This window comes from Aquimarina ulvae (genome assembly GCF_053613295.3).
The window spans coordinates 570,794-592,416 of the sequence record NZ_JBSIBP030000003.1; the positions used below are offsets into that span (position 1 = coordinate 570,794).

Consider the following 21,623-nt stretch of genomic DNA (forward strand, 5'->3'; position numbering starts at 1 on the left):
TTACTTCACTTTTTTATTAATTACTAATGATCCAACAATATCTGAAAGCCCATTTCCATTTTAATCGATAGCTTTTAAGCTGCAATTCTTTTGCATAATGAATCAATTCTTTTCTTTTAAATCCTCTTTTAATTGACACCAATCCATCATTTTTTGCGATATGTCCTTTAATAAAAAAGAAACTAAATATTTTAAATAAATAGTATGCTAATTTATTTCTGTGTAGATCATTAATAATCAGTACACCAGAAATCAATTCCATACTTTTTTGGAGAACCTTTTTTATCTGATAGTCTTTAAAATGATGTAATGTTAAGGTACAAATAATGATATCACAGTTAAACTCATCCTTTTTTAATGTTAAAATATCACGACTATAAAATTCAATTTCTTTATACGAATGACTTAATTTGTTGGCTTGTACTATGCAGTTATGGTTATTATCAATTCCGATTAACTTGGCTTTTATTTTCTTTCTTCTAAAAATGTCTGTTACTTGTCGGAGCATTTCTCCATCACCACATCCCAGATCGATGATCGTCCATTCTTTAGTAGTACCAGTAGTACCTTTTTGATTTATTTGGTTTAGCACTGCCTGTATTGTAATATTGTTTCCACCTAGCCATTTGTTTACCCTCGATATATCAGAAAGTGCCACATTTAGGTCTTCACTATCAACCTCAGGATGATCCATCAGTTCTTCTTCATTGCTTCTATGTGAAAGATTTACTAGCATATTAAAGGTTTTCCGTGTGTTTGTTTTATGATTTGAGGTACAATAGATGGCGCAGCCGTTGCTACTTTTTGAGCAATTTGCTGAAATCTTTGATTTAGCAATATTTTTTGCAATATTCTTCCAGCATACAGTCTTTTAGAAAAAGTGCTATTCCATTGTTTGGTGTATATTTTTTTAATCTCTTTAATAGTATAATTATTCAATTTGTAATTCTTTATCAATACCTCACATAAAATTTGAGAACTTTGGATTGCCATGGCCATACCATTCCCACAAAGTGGATGAATAAGTCCGGCAGCATCTCCCACCATAAAAATATTATTTTCTACAGGTTTTTTCTTATCAAAATTGATTTGACTGATACTAAGTGGTTTTTCAAATACGGGATCAGCATTTTTAAAAAAAATATTTAAAAGTGGGTTTTTACAGATAATTTCTTTTTCAAAATTTTTAATATCTTTATATCGTTTAAAACTTTGATAATTTACCAAATAGCAAGCATTTACTGTTTTATTTTCTACCATGGATAAACCACAATATCCACCTTCAAAATTATGTAATGCAACAATTTTAGGATCAAAATCAGCTTTGTAATGTGTTTTTACTGCTAACCATGGAGATTTCTTTTGACTAAAATTACGGTTCATATTTTTATCTAATACAGAACGTTTGCCATAAGCTCCAATAACGAACTTACTTGTAATCAAACCGTTATTAGATGTTTTTATTTGAAATATATTGTTTTGACAATCTATATCTACAACTTGATCGTTAATCATTTGTACACCAAGATTTTTAGCCAAATTCCACAAATAATGATCTAAGGTATAACGGCTAATTCCAAAACCACCTAACGGTAATTTACTTTTGATTAGGTTACCCTTGATCGTACTGATATTTAATTCAGAGATTTTCACGGGTTTTAGAATGTCCAGGTCTATTTTTAAAGAGTTTAGATAGGGCACTACTTCATTAGAAATATACTCGCCACAAACTTTATGTTTAGGATATACATCCTTTTCTATCAGTACAACAGGAACTTGAGACGTAGCCAAATGAATAGCACTTGTTATACCCGCCAAACCGCCTCCGATGATTGTTATATGTGTGTGACTATTCATCGATTGAAGATACATAAATTTTAAGCATAAAAAAACCCCGAATATTACATCGGGGCATATTATTCTCAATTACAAGATCTTACTCTTTAATTTGTGCAACGACTTGTTTTCTTAATGCTTCATTTGGTGAGATAGTAACCTCTACTCTTCGGTTTTTTGATTTTCCCTCTGGCGTATCATTACTATATTTTGGTTGGGATTCACCATAATATTTAACCGTAAACCGTTGTTCTTCTACTCCTTGCAGAATGAGATAATCTCTTACAGACTGTGCTCTGTATTTTGATAAAATGAAATTAGATTCTTCTTTTCCAACATTATCCGTATGGCCTTCTATTAACACATTAGAATTAGGATATTCTTGAAGGATCATTGCTAATTTTTTGATCGTTTCTTTAGAAGATTCATTTAAGTCGTGTTTGTTACTTTTAAAATACACTCCACTTTCTTCATCAAACACGATATTAATTTCTTCTTCTACCCTTTCTACGGCTACGCTTGGCATCTCTTGTTCTATTTTTTTTGCCTGTTGATCCATCCTGTCTCCAATGACACTTCCTACTGTAGCTCCAACGATTCCGCCAATAACTGCACCTATTTCTGCTTCTTCGCCTAAACTTTCTCCTACTACTCCTCCTATAATTGCTCCTCCTGCGGCTCCGATAAAACCACCTAACTCGGCATTTTTCATGGATTTACAACTAACGAGTGTTATAAGTAATATTAAAAAGTATAATGGTTTCTTTGAGTTTTTGATAATGTGTGATTTCATCTGCATATGATATTTGTTGGATTCTTATTTTTAAAAGATTTATTGTTTTTCAAAATTTAGTTTTACTGTAAATTTTTTACCATCAACAATCAAATCATAACTCCATGTCATTTTGAATGCTCCGATTTTATAAAGCTCCATGCGGTATCCTTTATTATTCTTTTCGCTTTTCATTTTAGCATTAACTGGTTTCAATAAAATCGAATGGTTAAAACCATACATTTCTTTTGGAACAGACCATATAAAGTTTTGTATCTCTTTCGTTGGGCAATATGATCCTGACAGTGCATAACTCCCAGTATTATTATTAGAAATGAATTCCCAATTCGTATTTTCTATACATTTCAGTGGGATATTATCCAGAACCGTAATATTATAAGTTCCTTTATTTTCGGTCTCAAAGTTTGCTTCTTTTAATATCCAAACTCCATTGATTGAACTTTCTGCGGCTCGGGTAAGTTGATCTGATGCACCACAACCAAATAACACTGAACATATTAATACTAAAAATATTATTCTCACAAGACTTAGGTTTTAAAGAGGTTCTTAACTGTTACAATACAAATATCAGCATCTTCCTCTTTATAAATCACATCATAAATGGTGAAAACCATACCACTGTTTTCGGGGTAAAGGAAATGTAAGCGCACAAAAAATCCCCATAAAACAGGAGTTTTATGGGAATTTTTATCTTTTTGTGATACTTACACTAGTCTACTTTCTGTTTTGCATCCTCAATCATTTTATCATTCGCTATTATTCCGAATTCTACCCTTCTGTTTTTTGCTCTACCTTCTGCAGTAGCATTATCATATTTTGGTAATGTTTCTCCGTGATAATAGGTAGTTAAACGGTTTTTATCGATTCCTTGAGATATTAAAAAACTAGTCACAGAGTTTGCTCGTTTCTTAGATAGTTCCATATTGTATGCATCATCACCTGAACTATCGGTATGGCCTTCTACAATAATATTGGTATCAGGATAGTCTTTAAAAACATTTACTAATTTGTTTAAATTTTCTCTTGATTTTGTATTGATATTATATTTATTGGTATCAAAATACACCCCACTATTTTCATCAAATACAATATCAATTCCTTCTCCTATCCGCGTTACTTCTGCACCAGGAATCTCTTCTTCTATTTTTTGTGCCTGCTTGTCCATTTGCTTACCGATAACACCTCCGGCTACACCACCAACTACACCACCAATAACAGCTCCTAATACTGAGTTTTCTTTATTACCAACATTGTTCCCTATTACACCACCAAGAACGGCTCCTGCGGTAGTACCAATTACGGCACCTTTCTGTGTGTTATTTGCATTTTGTACGGTATCACAACTATTTAACATAGTTAATATCATACATGCGATCATTATTTTATTTAAAATTGACTTCATCATTGTGTAAAGATTTGATTTATTGTAGTTTATTAAAATCCATTGTAATAACAAAAGGTTTTCCTTCCAGGCTCACTGTCTGTGTCCAAGTCATGGTAGTGTCATCCAAATGTTTTAGCGTCATTCTGTATCCTTTATTGTCATTGGTACTTCTCTTTTTTTCGTCAATAGGTTTAAACAGGAAACTATAATCACCATTTTCTGAAGGTTCTGGAATGGTAAACCTAAAGTTTCTAGCTCCGGTAGAAGTACACTGATTATCATTTACAGTATACATTCCTGTATTGTTATTAGGAATAAATTTCCAGATACCACCTGTCAGACATTCTGCAGAAGCATCATTGTATAATGTAACTTCAAAAACACCAGAACGATCGTAGGATATTTTATCTAAGGACCATTCTCCTTTAAGTGTTTTTTTTGCCGCGATGATGGTTTTTTTGCTAGCAGAACAAGAAGCAAGCAGAATTACGGTAAGTACTAAAATTACTTTTTTCATAATCGGTTATCGTATTAATATGATTTGTAATACTAACGATTTTTTTACTTCTATATTTCTTTAACAATACACTTTTACATGTAAATTCTAAGCAAATATTGTAGGTAAAAAACGTATATTATTATTATAGTAAAATTACGATATGGCTTGTATGCAAGTGTCCTCATATGAAAGAATATTTAATTCTTATAGAAATACAGCGATTATTGATTTCTAGGGACCCTAAATAAGAGTAAAACTCCTATCACAAAAAACAGTATGAGAAAAAGTATTGAATATCGGATGCTTCCTGTTAATTGAGCAACGATACCATAAGAAAACATACCAATCACAATTCCTATTTTTTCCGACACGTCATAGAAACTGAAATAAGAAGCTGTATCAACAGCATTTTCTGGTAAAAACTTAGAATACGTTGATCTAGACAATGATTGAATTCCTCCCATTACTAAGCCAACGATAGCCGCAGTAATATAAAACTGAATAGGTGCTGTAACCGTATATGCAAACACGCAAATCCCTATCCAAACAAAATTAATAAAAATTAAAACTTTTATATTTCCGAATTTTGCGGAGGCTCTAGAAGTAAGAAACGCACCTAAAACGGCCACCAATTGAATCAATAAAATACTAATGATCAAACCAGTTGTCGCATCCTGATCTCCCCAGTCTAATTCTTCGATACCAAAATATGTGGCAATTAACATAATCGTTTGTACAGCCATGCTGTATACAAAAAATGCAGAAAGATATCTACGAAGCACTAAGTTATGTTTCATTGCTACCCATATGCTCTTCAGTTCTTTAAAGCCATTAAATACTACATCTTTTGTTAGTTTATCTTTTTTATTTCCTTTTGGCAGATAGTAATATGTATATTGACTGAATCCAATCCACCATACTCCTACAATTGCGAAAGATAATCTGGTCGGAACTCCTTCGTTTTCAAAACCAAAGGTGTCATGGAAAAATATCATAATCAGGTTTACGATTAGAAGAATTACACTTCCAATATATCCTAAAGAATACCCTTTTGCACTAATAGCATCTTGTTGCTCTGGAAAAGCAATATCAGGTAAATATGAATTATAAAACACCAAACTTGCCCAGAAACCTATTAATGCTAAAAAGTAACACAATAACCCAAACCATAGATGTTCCATACTAAACCAGTACAGACCAATACAGGATGTTGCACCCAGATAACAAAAGAATTTTAAAAAATTTTTCTTGTTCCCAACATAATCTGCGATACCAGATAATAAAGGACTAAGCACAGAAACTACTAAAAAGGCCAATGCTGTTATATAACTTATTAAAGAATCATTATTAAAATCAATTCCTAAAAAATGGACAGTATCATTAATTATTGTATTATCAGCGTCTCTAACAATTGTCAATGCTCCCCAAAAAATTGGAAATATAGCAGAAGCAATAGTTAGGCTATATACCGAATTTGCCCAATCATAAAAGGCCCAGGCATTTAATAATTTCTTATGTCCTTTTGGTAATATTTCTCGCATATTTTAAAATTAAAAAGCTGCCCCGATTCGTAACAGAACAGCTTCTAAAATAGGTATAATCTTTTTAAGATTTGATAGTTTATTATTATTTAAAATTTGTAACTCCAAATTTCTTTGCTTCAACTTTTGCAGCTGGTGCCCAAGCAGTCAAATTGGCGATACGTGTATCATTGGATGGATGCGTGCTCAAGAATTCTGGTGGCGCTTGTCCACCACTATTAGCTTTCATTCGTTTCCAAAGTTGTGCGGCTTCATCTGGATTGTATCCTGCGATCGCCATCAATTGTAGTCCTATACGATCTGCTTCAGTTTCGTGACTTCTGCTAAATGGTAACATAACTCCTAATTGGCTTCCCAATCCAAAGGCTGTTCCTATAATTTGTTGAGTTTCCTCTTTTTGACCGCTTGCGGCAACTGCGGTTGCAACTCCGGCAACTTGCTGAATTTGCGCTGCACTCATCCTTTGCTGTCCGTGATTGGCCAGTGCGTGTGCAACTTCGTGACCCATGATGGCTGCAACGCCGGTTTCACTTTGCGCAATTGGCATAATACCGGTATAAAAAACTATTTTCCCTCCAGGCATACACCACGCATTAACGGTTTCGTCCTTTACCAAGTTGTATTCCCATTTGTAGTCTTTGAGGTATCCAGCATACCCATTAGCATTTAACCACCGCTCTGATGCTTTTGATATTTTTTGTCCTACACGAGTAACCATTTGAGCTTCAGAAGTACCAGTAACAACTTTATTTTCTCCTAAAAACTGATTATACTGCTGAAAAGCCATAGGTAAAATCTGCGAATTAGGTACTAATGCCAGTGTTTGCTTGCCAGTAAAAGGGTTGGTTGCACAAGAAAGAAAAAGGAATACAGATCCTAATGCAACTATTATTTTTTTCTTTTTCATAATATGTATAGATAAATGTAAATTTCAAATGTTAAAATTACAAAATTCAACACATCATTTTCAATAAAAATAAAGTATTTACGAACTAAAACCTATATGCTACAATAATTATCGATAAACGGCTTTATTTAGCAATTATGTGCAACTCTGCGAAATCTTTCGGTACAACTATGGTATTCTCCTTTGCATTAAATTTTAGATTTTTGAGTGGTACGACCACGTTGTCTATTTCTATTTCACCTATTATAAAGGGTAATGCAATAAGTTCGATTTTCATGCTATCATACTCAGTAATAAAAGTACCGTTTTTATGCTGCTGGATAATTATTTCATTCTCCTTTCCTGTAAATGCAAAGCTCCTTAGACTAAAACGACCTTTAGCATAGTCGTAACCATCCTGTGCATCTTCATATACTTTGGAAACTTCTTTATTGCCTAACTTATAATATACTTCGAGTTTAAGTTCTTCAATTTTTTTCTCACCTACATATTGTTGAATAGGATATTTAGGAATAATTGCACCTTCTTTAATAAACAAAGGAATGGTATCTAATTCGGCATCAACCCATTGTTCCATGCCACCCTTCACATATTCCCGAGTCCAGTAATTATACCAATTCCCTCTAGGAATATATAGCCTTCTACCCTTTGCATTTGGCTCCTGTACTGGGCATACAAGAATTTGATTACCAAAAACAAATTCATCGGTTCGATAATGCGTTTGAGGATCTAATTGATCATAAAGCACTAAAGATTTCAACATTGGAATTCCATCTTTTGCATACTCCCAAAACATCGTATACAAATAAGGGAGTAACTGATAGCGGAGTTCAACATACTTTCTGGTAACATCAATTACTTCTTCTCCAAAAGTCCAAGGCTCTTGATTACCATGGTCTCCTGATGAATGTGTACGGCAGAATGGATGAAATACCCCCAATTGTATCCAACGGGCGTATAATTCTCCGGTAGGGTGCTCTGCAAACCCTCCGATATCACTTCCTGTAAAAGACATTCCGCTCATACTCATACGCTGTGCTTGTATGTTTGCAATCCAAAGGTGCTCCCAAGTAGCTACGTTATCACCTGTCCAAGAAGAAGTATATCGTTGCGCTCCAGAGTATGCTGATCGTGTAATTACAAAAGGCCTTTTAGGGTATCCAAATCTTTTAACACCTTCATACGTGGCTCTTGCCATTTGTGTACCATAAATATTATGCGCTTTTCTGTGACTACAAGGGTTTCCATCGTAATTATGGCGAACATCATCAGGAAACGTTTTTCCAGGAACCTCCATCACTGCGGGTTCATTCATGTCATTCCAAACTCCTTTTACGCCTATTTCGTCAATAAGTTCCTTAAATAAGCCTGCCCACCACTCTCTAACTTCTGGGTTTGTAAAATCAGGAAAAAAACATTCTCCCGGCCATACTTTTCCTCTCATATAAGGACCATCTGCACGCTTACAGAAATAATCATTTTCCATGGCCTCCTGATATACCCAGTATTTATCATCGATTTTGATTCCAGGGTCTATAATAACAATGGTTTTGTAGCCATCTTCTGCTAATTCCTCTACCATTCGTTTAGGGTCTGGAAAATATTCTTTATTCCAGGTAAAACAGCGGAACCCTTCCATATAATCAATATCAAGATAAATGGCATCACAAGGAATTTTTAAATCTCTAAATTTCGTAGTTACTTCTTTTACTTTACTTTCTGGATAATAACTCCATTTACATTGATGGTATCCTAAAGCCCATAATGGTGGTAATTCTGGTTTACCAGTCAAGTCTGTATATTTAGTAATCACATCTTGCATATTAGGTCCATAAAAGAAATAATAATTCATTTCTCCACCATGCGCCCAAAAACTAGTTACATTTCGACGTTCATTACAGAAATCAAAATAAGTTTTAAATGTATTGTCAAAGAAAACACCATATGCTCTTTCTTGATACATCCCTATATAAAACGGTACACTTTTGTATAAAGGGTCTTGATCTTTACCAAATGCATATTGATCCGTAGCCCAGTTTTCAATACGTTTCCCTTTAAGATTAAGATGCATCGGTTTATCCCCAAGTCCATAATAACATTCTCCCTGAGGGGCTGACTTGCTCATTTTCACAATGTTACCTCCATATTCATAGCTTTGCTCCCAGTGAAATCCCCAGTCATCTTTACATATAATATTTCCTTCCTTATCCTTTATAGTTACATGAATATTGGCTTTGGCAATAAAAATCCTAACAATCTTTGTAATTATCTCATATCCATCTTCTAGCTCATTTACTTCTAATTCGCTATATCCTCTAGCACCTTTCTCACTAATGGCATAGGAAAAGTCGTTTTCGAAATTATTATCAGTAGCATATCTAAAACGAACAACACTCCCTCTAATGATTGTAACCTGAAGAATGACTCCATTCTCTGTCTTGAAATTAATTTTATCTACATTTTGTGAAAAGGAGATGATTTTTCCTGGAAATAAGTTTCCTTTAATTTCTAATTCGGTATTAGTAATCATAGCTGGCTGGTTTCTTTTTCTTATACTTCTTGGTTATGTAAAAAAACAATAACTATTTCAATATATAAACTCTTTTATAGAGTATTTATTAATAAAATTTAACGAAAACGTTTGAAACCTTATTCAATTAACAATTGTTTAATTTATCCAAATGATCTTTTTAAAATGTTTAAAGGTTCTGATCAATTTTGAAAACAATTGTCCCCAATGGAGGAATGTTAATCTTTGCGGAAAAGGTTCTGTAATGCCACTTTTCATCTTCTATCACTATGGTTTCGGTTTCAAAATCACCGGTTCCCCCGTAGTTCTTATGATCACTATTGAACAACTGTACTAATTTCCCATTGAAAGGCAATCCTATGCGATAGTCATTTCTTGATACTGGTGTAAAATTACAAGCTATCACCAGTACATCTTTTTCAGTATTACCTCTTCTTATATAAGCCACCACAGAATTATCGTGATCATCATAACTGATCCATTCAAAACCATCTGCATTAAATTGCTTTTGGTATAATGCAGGATATGTTTTATACAATGAATTGAGGTCTGTAATGAGATTTTTAATTCCAGCGTGATAGTCATATTGTAATAGATGCCAATCTAAACTACTTTGGAAATTCCATTCTTCTCTTTGCCCAAACTCTGCTCCCATAAATAATAAATTTGTTCCTGGATGTGTAAACATGTAGCTATACAATAATCTTAGGTTTGCAAACTGTTGCCATTCATCACCTGGCATTCTGCCAATGATACTTCTTTTACCATACACCACTTCGTCGTGAGATAACGGCAACATAAAGTTTTCGGTAAATGCATAGGTCATACTAAATGTGAGATCGTTCTGATGGTGCCTTCTGTAAATAGGTTCCTTTGCGAAATATTGCAGTGTATCATGCATCCATCCCATCATCCATTTCATACCAAAACCAAGACCTCCGAGAAACGTAGGTTTAGAAACCATCGGAAATGAGGTAGATTCTTCTGCGATGGTCTGTACATCCGGGAAGCTTTTATAAATTTCTTCATTCAATTCTTTCATAAAGTCAATGGCTTCCAGATTTTCTCTCCCGCCGAACATATTAGGTTCCCATTCTCCATCTTCTCTAGAGTAGTCCAAAAACAGCATTGACGCGACAGCGTCTACCCGTAATCCATCAGCATGATATTGATCCAACCAAAATAGCGCATTACTGATTAAAAAACTCTTTACTTCATTTCGACCATAATTAAATATTAAACTTTTCCAATCCGGATGATACCCTTTTCTTTTATCTGGATGCTCGTACAAACAAGAGCCGTCAAAAAATCCTAGTCCATGCGCATCTTCAGGAAAATGCGATGGTACCCAATCCAGCAGAATCCCTATGTCATTTTGATGTAATTTATCAACAAGTAATTTAAACTCTTCGGGATAGCCAAAACGCGAGGTAGGCGCAAAATAACCCGTAAGTTGATATCCCCAAGAAGGATCATAAGGATACTCCATGATCGGCATTAACTCTACATGGGTAAAATTCATTTCTTTAACATAAGAAACCAATTCATCTGATAATTCTGTGTAGGATAAGGATCTATCTTCTTCAACCTTTTTTTTCCAAGAACCCAGATGCACTTCATACACAGAAAAAGGAGCGTCAATCCCATTGTTTTTCTTTCTTTTTTTCATCCATTTCGCATCCTTCCATTTGTAAGCGTCTTCCCAAACTACGGAAGCAGTTTTTGGAGGGTGCTCACATCTTCGAGCATAAGGGTCTGCCTTTTCTGTTTTGATATCATTATTATTAGAATGGATTTTATATTTATAGACGCTCCCTTTGCCTACTCCAGGAATAAATCCTTCCCAGATACCAGATGCATCCCAACGAACATTTAACTGATGCTCTCCTTCTATCCAAAAATTAAAATCACCAATAACGGAGACTGATTTAGCAGATGGCGCCCAAACCGAAAAATAGGTTCCCTTTACTCCATCTACGGTAATAATGTGTGATCCAAATTTCTCATATAATCTATAGTGCTTGCCTCCTTTGAAAAGATTGATATCAAACTCAGAGAATAAACTATGTACTATTACTTTGCTCATATTTTTGGTTGGCTATTAATAATTTTTGAAATTCCTTTTAATGGTATTACTGCCCATCTAGGTCTACTATTTAACTCATATCCCAACTCATATACAGCTTTCTCCAATAAACAATACTCTAGCATAAACTTTATTTCTTTATGATATCCAATGCTCAAATTATGTGACTGAACGTACTTTACATATTTTCTAAGAAAAACGGCGGTCATATAACTGTATAGAACATCTGCAAAGTGAAATAATTCTTCATTAGAATAATTAAAGTTTTCAAGGTTGTTAAATATTGTAGCATATACCGCATAATTAAAAGATCTGAAAACTCCTGCCACATCCTTAAGCGGAGATTGTTTGACTTTTCGATCTCTAATGGTACTTTCTGGTTCGCCTTCGAAATCAATAATATAAAAATCCTTATTATCAACTAATACCTGACCCAGATGAAAATCTCCATGAATTCGTATACGTTCCCCTTTTAGTTTAGATTCATCAAAATCGAGTAATTTTTTTCGTATGATTTTTTTATTATCTAAAAATTCTTGTGCTAATTCAAGCCGTAACCCTTCTAATTTATGAAGGTTGTTTTCTACAAGGTTCACACGATTTTCAAATTGATAAATCAATCTGTTCTTAAGCCAAACTGAATAATCGTTGCTATAAGTTTGTGGAGTAAATTGCATGTTCACTCTTTCTAATCCAAGTGATACGTGCATTTGTGCCGTTCTAAGTCCCAATTGGATGATATCTTCGAAGAATGATATTGGCACATGTTCTCTAATTTCTTCAGGAATTGTTTTGATATTAATCTTATCAAACATACCAATAGGTTTCAATTTCATTACATCAGGATGAACGTGCTGCAGCGTCTCATAAATTTCTTTTAATTCATTTGAAAAATATTCCCAGGCATCTCCTTGATTTGGAACTAATTGCTGCAAGAGTGCCAAGGTAATCACATTCTTATCAGAGAAACGTAGTGTTATACTCCCACTATATTTTGGAGTGTTTTTAAATATTCCTTTATCCGTTAAGTATTTGTTAATCTCGTAGTCAGGGTTTTGATCTACAAAGATTCTCCTAAAAATTTTTAATATATATTTATCATTGAAAATAATAGAAGTATTACTTTGCTCTACGCCCATTGGTTTTGAAGAAATATATTCAACAGCTTCACACTCTCTTCCTCTTCTAAATTCTAACTCATTATATTTACTCTTTGCTCCTTCCAGTATTTTTTCAAAAATCTGTTTTCTAAAAGACTCCAAAAGGGTAGCATCAATTAAAACCCCTTCCTTCTCATTCAGTGCTACCTTTGTAATTATCTCTTCCTTAGCATAATCATGATCTGTAACCAGCGCAAGTGGAATAAAATAGTTTTGTACAAATGCTTCTCTAAAATTAACTTCCAGCACTAAACCATAGAATAAATCATTTTCATCCTCAATTCTAAAGTGATCTACCAGTTCTATGTACTTTAAAGCGCTCGCTTTACCACCATACCAACGTTTAGTGATAATATAAGGTTCTAAAATATCTTCGCTAAATTCTTTTATAAATTGGGGATTCTCAAATAATTCAGACCATTCTGACTTATATATGTACATATCATTTAGGTCTTTTTTCTGGTTTATATCAGACATGTGCTTACATCATTTGGTGATTTTAAATATGTGAAAAGGCAATGCTGGATGTAATTCGACAAAATTCCATTCATTATGCCAATGATAGCTGCTTTTGGTGATTAAATCGTGAACTTGCACAGGATGACCTGCTTGTACACCTAACTCGTGTAGCGGTAATTGTACGTGTCCATTTTGTGAATAATACGGATCCAGGCTGATTACGATTAGTAATTCATTAGTCCTTTCTTCATCGTACTTATAAAATGCTATAATTTGATCATTTTCAATATGACAAAATTTTATATGATTTGTTTGTTGTAACGCAGGGTTTTCCTTTCTTATATGATTTATACTTCCTATTATGGTGGTAAGCTTATTCTTCTGATTCCAATCCCAATGTCTAATTTGGTATTTCTCGCTATCCAGGTACTCCTCTTTTCCGGGAACAGCTTCTGAAACTATTTGTTCAAATACAGGGCCATAAATCCCTATGCTAGAGCTCAAAGTAGCTGCCAACGTATATCTGATGATATGCATTGCTTCATTAGCTCCTTGTAAGTGATATGGATTAATATCAGGAGTATTTGGCCAGAAGTTAGGTCTAAAATATTCCTTTTGATCCGTGGTGGTTAATTCTGTCACATATTCTGTAAGCTCGTGCTTATTAGTACGCCAGGTGAAATATGTATAGGATTGTGTAAACCCTTGTTTTGCCAACTGTTGCATCACTTTAGGTTTTGTAAAAGCTTCTGACAAGAATAATACATCTGGATGTTTTTTCTTGATTTCCTCGATCAACCAACCCCAAAAATGAAATGGTTTTGTGTGCGGATTATCGACTCTATAAATAAGTATACCACATTCTTCTATCCAAAAAAGGGCTGTATCGAGTAACTCTTTCCACATTTTTTTCCAAGCTTTGGTATCGAAGTAAATAGGCTGAATATCCTGATACTTTTTTGGCGGATTTTCAGCATATTGAACTGTACCATCTGGCCTCCATTTAAAAAATTCAGGAAATTCCTTTACCCAAGGATGATCTGGAGCGGCTTGCAATGCATAATCCATAGCTATTTCCAAACCTATATTTTTTGCATTTTGAACTAAATCCTTAAAATCTTGTAACGAGCCTAGTTCTCTATGGATAGCCGTATGCCCTCCATCTTTGGAACCTATGCCCCAAGGCGATCCCACATCTTCTTTGGTTGCTAACGTGGTATTGTTCTTCCCTTTTCTGTTAATTTCTCCTATAGGATGAATTGGTGGGAAATACAACACATCAAATCCCATTTCTGCAATTTTTGGTAGTAAGCGCTCACAGTCTTTAAAAGTTCCGTGCGTTCCTTCATTTTCTGAAGCACTTCTTGGAAAAAACTCATACCAAGTACTAAATCTTGCTTTCTCTCTATCTACATATATTTGCAAATCCTGATAAGTAGCCATTAAACCTTTGGATGGATACTTATAAAACAAATCGTATAATCTATCACTTTTTACCTCGATTATTGCTTTATCATAATGTTTTTCTTCCTGAAAAATATCCAGCAACTCTTCTATAATTTTTTTTTCTTCTACGGTTGCGCTTTTCTGTATGTCTTGCAAATATTCCCTACCTTCTAACAATTCAGATTTCACATACTGTTCATCTTCAATTTTTCGAATAGTTCCGTGCCGCCAGTTCAGCGCATAATCAATCCATCCTTGAATTTGATAGGTATAATACCCTTGTTTTTTTACATCAAAATCACCTTTCCAAGAGTCATTCTCCATTGGCTCCATTCTGATTTCTGACCAATTGCGCTCACTCTTATGTTTATATCGTATACTTGCTTGAACTATATCGTGACCATCACCAATAATATCTGCAGTAATGTGTACTTTTTCATTAACAACTCTTTTAATAAAAAATGCACCATTATTTATTTCAGGAGAAACATTTTCAATAACAACTCGTTCTTGATTCAACATGAAAAATTTAAAATTAAATTGATATGATTTTAATATTTTAATAATAAGTATAGCAATTTATTACTTATTTATGAAAATTTATGTACAATTTTGTGGGATTTGAAGTTCTATTGTTAGAATTTATAAACAATATCGTTTTCGCCAAATACTTGAACGGTATAGCGTACGCTTACACCCTGTCAAAATTGCAAAATGTTTAAAAATTTAAGATATTAATAAAGAATTCTGAAGACTAAATTTCAAATCCATCAGGAATTACTGCTCCCTTTCTAATCACAACAATTCCCTCTTTTATAACATATCTATCATCATCAATATCTTCTAAGTGCGGTCCACCATTTATAATCACGTCATTACCTACTCTACAATCTTTATCAATAATTGCATTATTAATGATGCATCGTTGTCCAACACCCAAATAAGGCCTATTTTCTTTACTGTCTGTAGCTAATTCTTCTAAATCCTGATACCTATCGCTTCCCATCATAAAGCAATTTTTTATGACCGTATCTTTTCCTATTCTTGATCGAATCCCGATAACGGATTGTTCGATTTCTTTTGCCTGAATCAAACAACCTTCTGCAATCATAGCTTTATTCAAAAAAGTACCTGATATTTTTGATGGTGGAAGGATTCTAGGTCTGGTCAATATATTTCGGTCATTGTCAAACAGATCAAATTTAGGTATATCATTGGCTAGTTCGATATTAGCTTCAAAAAACGACGGTATCGTTCCGATATCAGTCCAATAACCTTCATATTGATACGCTAATACTTTATGACTATCAATTGACTGGGGAATAATTTCTTTACCAAAATCTATTCTACTCGGATCAGAAAGCAAATCTACCAATAGCTGACGATTGAAAATATAAATCCCCATGGAAGCAAGATATTCTCGTTTCTCATTTTTCATTTCCTCGCTTACTTCTGATTCCCAACCTGATAGTTCATCTATGCCTGGTTTTTCTGTAAAGGAAGTAATTAAGCTTTGCTCATTAGTTTTAAGAATTCCAAAATCCGTTGCATCTTTAGCGTTAACTGGCAATGTGGCGATTGATATATCGGCACCTTTCTGGATATGCGATTCAATCATATCATTAAAATCCATTTGATATAATTGGTCTCCTGATAGAATAAGTGCATACTCAAAATCATGATTCAAAAAATGATGCATGGATTGCCGAACTGCATCTGCCGTTCCCTGAAACCACGTTTTATTATGAGGAGTTTGTTCTGCTGCGAGTACATCGACAAACGCCTGACTAAAAGAACTAAAAATATATGTGTTCTTTATGTGACTGTTAAGAGAGGCCGAATTAAACTGTGTGAGCACAAACATTCTTTTAATATCAGAATGGATACAGTTTGTAATAGGGATATCTACCAATCGATATTTTCCTGCTATGGATACCGCTGGTTTAGATCTACTTTCGGTTAGTGGGGCTAATCTTGTTCCTTGTCCTCCTCCAAGGATAATTGCGAGGACTTTTTTGTTAATCATTTTGGTTATTTTAAAGATTTGTATAATTCAATGTATTGCTGTGCTGAATTATTCCAGGAATGATCAATTTTTACTATTTCTTTTTGTGTTTTCCTATAATATTTTTGGTCACTATAAAATTCAACTCCCCTTTTAATTGAATTATATACATCCTGAACATTTACTTGATTGTGACAAATTCCAAAACCGTTATCTCCTATATCGACTACTGTGTCCTTTAAACCGCCAATACGCCTTACGATTGGAATCAATCCATATCGCAATGCATACATTTGATTTAAACCACAAGGTTCAACACGAGATGGCATTAACAAAAAGTCAGCTCCCGCATATATTCTATGGGATAACTTTTCATCATAACCAATAAACGTATTGTATGAATCAGGAAAACGTTCTTTTAATTGTTGTAACCTTAATTCTACCTCAGGGTTACCAGAACCAAGAATTAAGATATTAATATCCAAGTGTTGTAGCGCTTCAATAACTATCTCAGGCAACAAATCTGCTCCTTTTTCATACACTAATCGTCCAATAAAAGCAAAAAGAGGTTTTTCAATTGTAAAATCAAACTCCTCACAAAGCCATTTCTTATTAGCTTTCCTACCAGAAATTATATTTTTTAATTCATACTTCTTTACGAGCATTGGGTCCTTTTCAGGGTCCCATGTTTCGTGGTCTATTCCATTTAAAATCCCTCTACATTTTTCATTCTCATGAGCCAAGAGGCCTTCCAGACCATTAGCCTGATGTTGTAATTCTTCCATATAACTGGGTGAAACCGTAGTTACCGCCCAGGCACATTTAATACCAGTTGCTAATGGGTTTATACAATGATCCCAGTCTAACAACCCAATGTTATGAAGATCAAATTGAGGGATGTAATCTAATTTATCATATGAAAATTGTCCTTGGTATTGCGCATTATGAATAGTCAGTACCGTTGGGATATCTACTAGACTTTGAAACTTGTCAACTTGTGATATCAGAAACGGTATAAGTCCGGTGTGATGATCATGGCAATGTATGATATCCGGTTTCACCTCGGCATCTAACATCCAGCTCAAAATTGCCAATTGAAAAACTACAAATCGCTCTGTATCATCCTCATAACTATACACATTTGACCGGTATAATAGTTCTTTTTGATATACCATATACATCTGAAAACCAAGTTCACTGGAAATTAATTTTCTAATAGTAAAATCAAATGTGCTATCCCTTAAATCTAAAGAACCTTCATAGATATCTTCATACTTTAGCTGATTCATCGTGTTGTTATCATAAAACGGAAGGATTACATCCGTTATACATCCCAAATCAGTTAAATATTTAGGTAATGAACCAGCTACATCACCAAGTCCGCCAACTTTTGCTAAAGGATAACATTCTAAACTGGTGAAAAGTACTCTCATTATTTATTCAATATTATTAAATTGATGAAATCAACTTATTGTTGATATCTTTCTAAAGGAGTTTAAATCTATAAAAAACTTGAAAACATTACCTTAAATAAATTTTAAAAAGAATAAGAATTAATGATTATTTAATAAATATATGGTATTATGGTTTTTGATTTGATAATTATTCGATTTACTGAGAAATCTACAGTGTTTGTTAATAAATAAGAACTACTTATTAATTGTCCGCAATGCTTTTTTAATGATATAAGCAGTATTTTTATTAGGAGCCTCTTTTTGCCATCGGTTACAAACATTTTTCACCCAATCTGGCTTTGTTTTACTAGCATCATTTAGCCAATTACCAACTGCATCTTTAACATAATTAGAAGTATCGTCTTTTAAAGATTCTAAAATATTAATGGCTTTCTCTGGTGATTCTCTCAGATCATCAATTTTTTTTGTCCAAACACCAATCGGTCTGATTGCTTCTACTGTGTAACGCCTCACATTCTCATTTGTGTTTTTAGTCCAATTAGAAAAGATCATAATCGCTTGGTCTAAATCTTGGATAATATGCTCTTTGGTAGCAAAGATAGCCACTTCCCTAACTCCAAAATGAGGATCGGCAGCATATGGTTTGATTGTATGTAAACGCTCTGTTATAGACATTTCAGTAGCTCCATAATATTGCACTGCCCAACATCTAGGTACATCAGAGGTATGATTTGACAAATAATCAATAACGTTGCTGTCGTTGGTCAATTGAGTAAAAGTGCTCCCTATTATTTTGGTATTGGAATTAGCACTTGGCTTTTTTTGATTTGAAACAGCTTCATAAAAACTATCAAACCAATGAGATTTATTTAATTCACCCAAAAGTACTTTTAACAACTTTAATTGATCCAACGCTAACCATTCTATCAAGTTAGCAGTCTCTATAAGGCCTTTGTTCAAGTGTTCAAGTACTTCTGGGTTAAGATTCTTAAGACTTCTGGCTCCTTTTCTGTTAATAATATGTTCAGGAATCAAGTGATTTATTTGTGTGGTTGGTTTTAAGTCTGTAGACATACTATATGATTTTAAATATAACTATTCTTCGAATTGATTAAAAACATCCAGGTGATACATTTGCATTGTCCCTGGTTTGATAATTTCAAAAATGGCAATAGCTTCTGGGTTTTTCATAATATCTTCTCCTGCTTTTTTGGCAGCTTTTATATCGGTCCAATACAGTAAGTCGATGTATTTTCCCTCTTCGTTATGAGCAGTAGTTCTATCTATAAACCCATCATATAACTTTATGATATCATTTAGCGAGGTTAAGGCTTTTTTTGCTTCTTCTGTAGAATAATTGGAGCTTGCTTCGAATACTACTACTTCGATGATGTACGGTTTGTTTTTCATAAGGTTTCGATTTTGACTAAACATTGTTGCGCAGCATAAAAACATACTTAGCATAATTGTGTTAATTAAGTGATACATGATTTAATTTGAGTCAAAATTACAAGAGACCTATGACAACCTTATGTCAGTAGTAAAATTAATTTTCCAAGTATTTTTTAAAATACTCTTCTAGTGTAAAAAATTTAGGAGGAAATAATTCTGAAGTCTCAATAAGGTTAATAATTCTATCCGTTCTAAATTCCCGATACTCCTTACGCAATCTGCAGTAAGCAATCATTACCCATATTGTGTTTGTGAAATAAACTCCAAGTGGTTCAATCGTACGTTTGGTAAACTCTCTGGATGCTGAAGTATATTCGATTTCTAAAACACGTAAATCCGTAATAGCTTTCTGAATTACAGATAAATATGTACTTGATGGAGATTTTTCATAAAAGGGACTAACAATCCGTTGTTCTAAAAGCTCTAATTTTTCTTTTTGTGTGGAATTAAGGATCGCTTTTAACTTTTCTATTGCTTCCTTATAGTCTGAGATAAGTGACACGTCATTATTAGTTTGTATAATTTTGGAAGCTGTGATTAACGCATTGGCTTCTTTTTCTGTAAACATTATTGGTGGAAGTGAATATCCATCCACTAAGTAATAGCCAGTACCAGCTTCTGCTCCTATTGGAACTCCAGCATCCGATAACGCCAGCATATCTCTATAAATAGTACGAATACTAACATCAAATTTACTGGCCAAATCCGAAGCTTGAACTACCTTTTGAGATTGCAATTTTACCAGAATAGCCGTTAATCTATGTAATCTTTTCATGATGGTAACGTTTATTCATATAATTCTTCATCATCAGGATCAACGTGATCTATCTCACTTAGGTCTGTAGTCGTATTCATAATATATGCCACTTCTGCATCTGCTTCAGCTTCTATTTCTTCGGGTGTTAATGTAACTGCTTTTATTCTTTTATCCCGAATCATTCCTCCTGTCATAATTAAGCTGGTACCTATGATTACAAACAATAAAATACCAGGTTCAAATCCTGGAACCACTGCCTCGGTTGGGATGGCATAGAATAACAGTACTGTAATCAAACCTCTGGGGGCAATAAACAATTGTGGAGCAATATCTTTACCCACAAATAGACGTAATAACCCATACCTGATCACATAAATAGATATGATAATAAGTATACTAATAAGGGTTACTTTTAAATTCAACAATGAAGAAAGTGTTATGGTAATCCCAAAAATCACGAAAAATAATGTTCGCACAACAAAAGCCGTTTCTGCAGTAATTACGTGTAATTCGTGGTAAATAGCTTTCGCTTTTTCAAAATCTAAAAGGCTTTCTAGTTTCCATTTAAAGAATAATTTCATGTTAGCAATGACAAGCCCAAAGATCAATATGATAATTAACGAGGATAAATGCATCTTCTTACCGACACCATATAATAATAACAGCACGGCAATCAAAAGAAATAATTTTACCTGACTCTTTATTTTTTGAAAAATTAATATAATTCCGTAACTAGCGATCAGGGATATGATAATGGTGATAATTAAATTAAAAGCAAAACCAATTACACCTGCATCTTCAGCTGGATTTAATTTTCCGGTTAAGAAGTAAAACATCATAATTCCCAAAATATCAGAGAATGTACTTTCATACACGTGAAACTCTTTTTTAGCCTCTGATAAGCCCGCCACACTTGGGATAATTATGGCGCTAGATAAAATAGACAATGGTGTAGCATATAATAGTGCAGATTGCCAGGTCATTCCATCAATCAAAGCTTTTAGTACAATGGCAGCAACATACGCTGAGGCTACCAATCCAATTAAAGCTATGGCCAAAGACTTTAGAATTGGAACTAATTTTTCTCTTTTTAGCTTTAGTTCCAATGCAGCTTCTAGTACAATCATGATTAAACCAACAATTCCTAAAACTTCTAACATCGGAAAAAAATTGAAGGCCTCTCCTTCGAAACTTTTAATAGCATATTGAATAATGACTCCAAGTATGATTAGCATTAATACAGCAGGAACATTAGTTTTCTTTGCTATTCCATTAAAAATAAAAGACAGGATAAGTACTAATGAAACTTCAATAATTAGATTATACGAGGAGAATATTTCCATTGGTTGATTC

The 21,623-nt window shown here is 33.7% G+C and carries 18 protein-coding genes; all 18 read right to left on the reverse strand.

Going from position 1 to position 21,623, the window contains the following annotated elements; all coding sequences use genetic code 11:
- Positions 1 to 16: 16 nt before the first annotated feature.
- Positions 17 to 736, reverse strand: a complete 720-nt coding sequence (locus tag ACWGOQ_RS09535) for a methyltransferase domain-containing protein (RefSeq protein ID WP_452057718.1) — start codon at positions 734 to 736, stop codon at positions 17 to 19.
- Complete coding sequence (locus ACWGOQ_RS09540; protein ID WP_452057719.1) at positions 730 to 1,857, reverse strand: NAD(P)/FAD-dependent oxidoreductase; 1,128 nt, start codon at positions 1,855 to 1,857, stop codon at positions 730 to 732. Before ACWGOQ_RS09540 ends, ACWGOQ_RS09535 begins: the two co-directional genes overlap by 7 nt.
- A gap of 79 nt (positions 1,858 to 1,936) precedes the next feature.
- Positions 1,937 to 2,629: a YiaD family glycine zipper/OmpA-like lipoprotein gene (locus ACWGOQ_RS09545; protein WP_452057720.1), complete on the reverse strand. Its 693-nt coding sequence runs from the start codon at positions 2,627 to 2,629 to the stop codon at positions 1,937 to 1,939.
- 39 nt (positions 2,630 to 2,668) lie between these two features.
- Positions 2,669 to 3,151 (reverse strand): hypothetical protein, encoded by a 483-nt coding sequence (locus ACWGOQ_RS09550; protein ID WP_452057721.1) that lies wholly within the window; start codon positions 3,149 to 3,151, stop codon positions 2,669 to 2,671.
- Positions 3,152 to 3,338: 187 nt separating this feature from the next.
- Entirely contained in the window at positions 3,339 to 4,031 is a 693-nt protein-coding gene (locus ACWGOQ_RS09555) for a YiaD family glycine zipper/OmpA-like lipoprotein (RefSeq protein WP_452057952.1), read from the reverse strand.
- A 19-nt stretch (positions 4,032 to 4,050) separates the two neighbouring features.
- Positions 4,051 to 4,530 carry a lipocalin family protein gene (locus ACWGOQ_RS09560; protein ID WP_452057722.1) on the reverse strand — a complete coding sequence of 160 codons (480 nt, stop codon included), beginning with the start codon at positions 4,528 to 4,530 and terminating at the stop codon, positions 4,051 to 4,053.
- Between the two features lie 203 nt (positions 4,531 to 4,733).
- Complete coding sequence (locus tag ACWGOQ_RS09565) at positions 4,734 to 6,053, reverse strand: MFS transporter (RefSeq protein WP_452057723.1); 1,320 nt, start codon at positions 6,051 to 6,053, stop codon at positions 4,734 to 4,736.
- A gap of 85 nt (positions 6,054 to 6,138) precedes the next feature.
- A complete protein-coding gene (locus tag ACWGOQ_RS09570) occupies positions 6,139 to 6,960 on the reverse strand; it encodes a M48 family metallopeptidase (RefSeq protein ID WP_452057724.1) in 822 nt (273 codons plus the stop codon).
- A 124-nt stretch (positions 6,961 to 7,084) separates the two neighbouring features.
- The gene (locus ACWGOQ_RS09575) at positions 7,085 to 9,490 is read right to left on the reverse strand and encodes a glycoside hydrolase family 31 protein (protein WP_452057725.1); all 2,406 of its coding nucleotides are present in this window, start codon (positions 9,488 to 9,490) and stop codon (positions 7,085 to 7,087) included.
- A 169-nt stretch (positions 9,491 to 9,659) separates the two neighbouring features.
- Entirely contained in the window at positions 9,660 to 11,576 is a 1,917-nt protein-coding gene (glgB, locus tag ACWGOQ_RS09580; protein WP_452057726.1) for a 1,4-alpha-glucan branching protein GlgB, read from the reverse strand.
- A complete protein-coding gene (locus ACWGOQ_RS09585; protein ID WP_452057727.1) occupies positions 11,573 to 13,213 on the reverse strand; it encodes a maltokinase N-terminal cap-like domain-containing protein in 1,641 nt (546 codons plus the stop codon). Before ACWGOQ_RS09585 ends, glgB begins: the two co-directional genes overlap by 4 nt.
- A 9-nt stretch (positions 13,214 to 13,222) precedes the next feature.
- Positions 13,223 to 15,163, reverse strand: coding sequence for an alpha-1,4-glucan--maltose-1-phosphate maltosyltransferase (locus ACWGOQ_RS09590; protein ID WP_452057728.1), 1,941 nt, complete (start codon positions 15,161 to 15,163; stop codon positions 13,223 to 13,225).
- A 232-nt stretch (positions 15,164 to 15,395) separates the two neighbouring features.
- Positions 15,396 to 16,667, reverse strand: a complete 1,272-nt coding sequence (locus ACWGOQ_RS09595; protein WP_452057729.1) for a glucose-1-phosphate adenylyltransferase — start codon at positions 16,665 to 16,667, stop codon at positions 15,396 to 15,398.
- Positions 16,668 to 16,672: 5 nt separating this feature from the next.
- Entirely contained in the window at positions 16,673 to 18,079 is a 1,407-nt protein-coding gene (locus tag ACWGOQ_RS09600; RefSeq protein ID WP_452057730.1) for a glycogen synthase, read from the reverse strand.
- Between the two features lie 216 nt (positions 18,080 to 18,295).
- On the reverse strand, positions 18,296 to 19,135 hold the full coding sequence (locus tag ACWGOQ_RS09605) for a DNA alkylation repair protein (protein WP_452057731.1): 840 nt from the start codon (positions 19,133 to 19,135) through the stop codon (positions 18,296 to 18,298).
- A gap of 21 nt (positions 19,136 to 19,156) precedes the next feature.
- On the reverse strand, positions 19,157 to 19,471 hold the full coding sequence (locus ACWGOQ_RS09610; RefSeq protein WP_452057732.1) for a hypothetical protein: 315 nt from the start codon (positions 19,469 to 19,471) through the stop codon (positions 19,157 to 19,159).
- A gap of 136 nt (positions 19,472 to 19,607) precedes the next feature.
- The gene (locus ACWGOQ_RS09615) at positions 19,608 to 20,288 is read right to left on the reverse strand and encodes a helix-turn-helix transcriptional regulator (RefSeq protein ID WP_452057733.1); all 681 of its coding nucleotides are present in this window, start codon (positions 20,286 to 20,288) and stop codon (positions 19,608 to 19,610) included.
- Between the two features lie 11 nt (positions 20,289 to 20,299).
- Positions 20,300 to 21,613, reverse strand: a complete 1,314-nt coding sequence (locus ACWGOQ_RS09620) for a cation:proton antiporter domain-containing protein (RefSeq protein WP_452057734.1) — start codon at positions 21,611 to 21,613, stop codon at positions 20,300 to 20,302.
- Between the last annotated feature and the right edge of the window lie 10 nt (positions 21,614 to 21,623).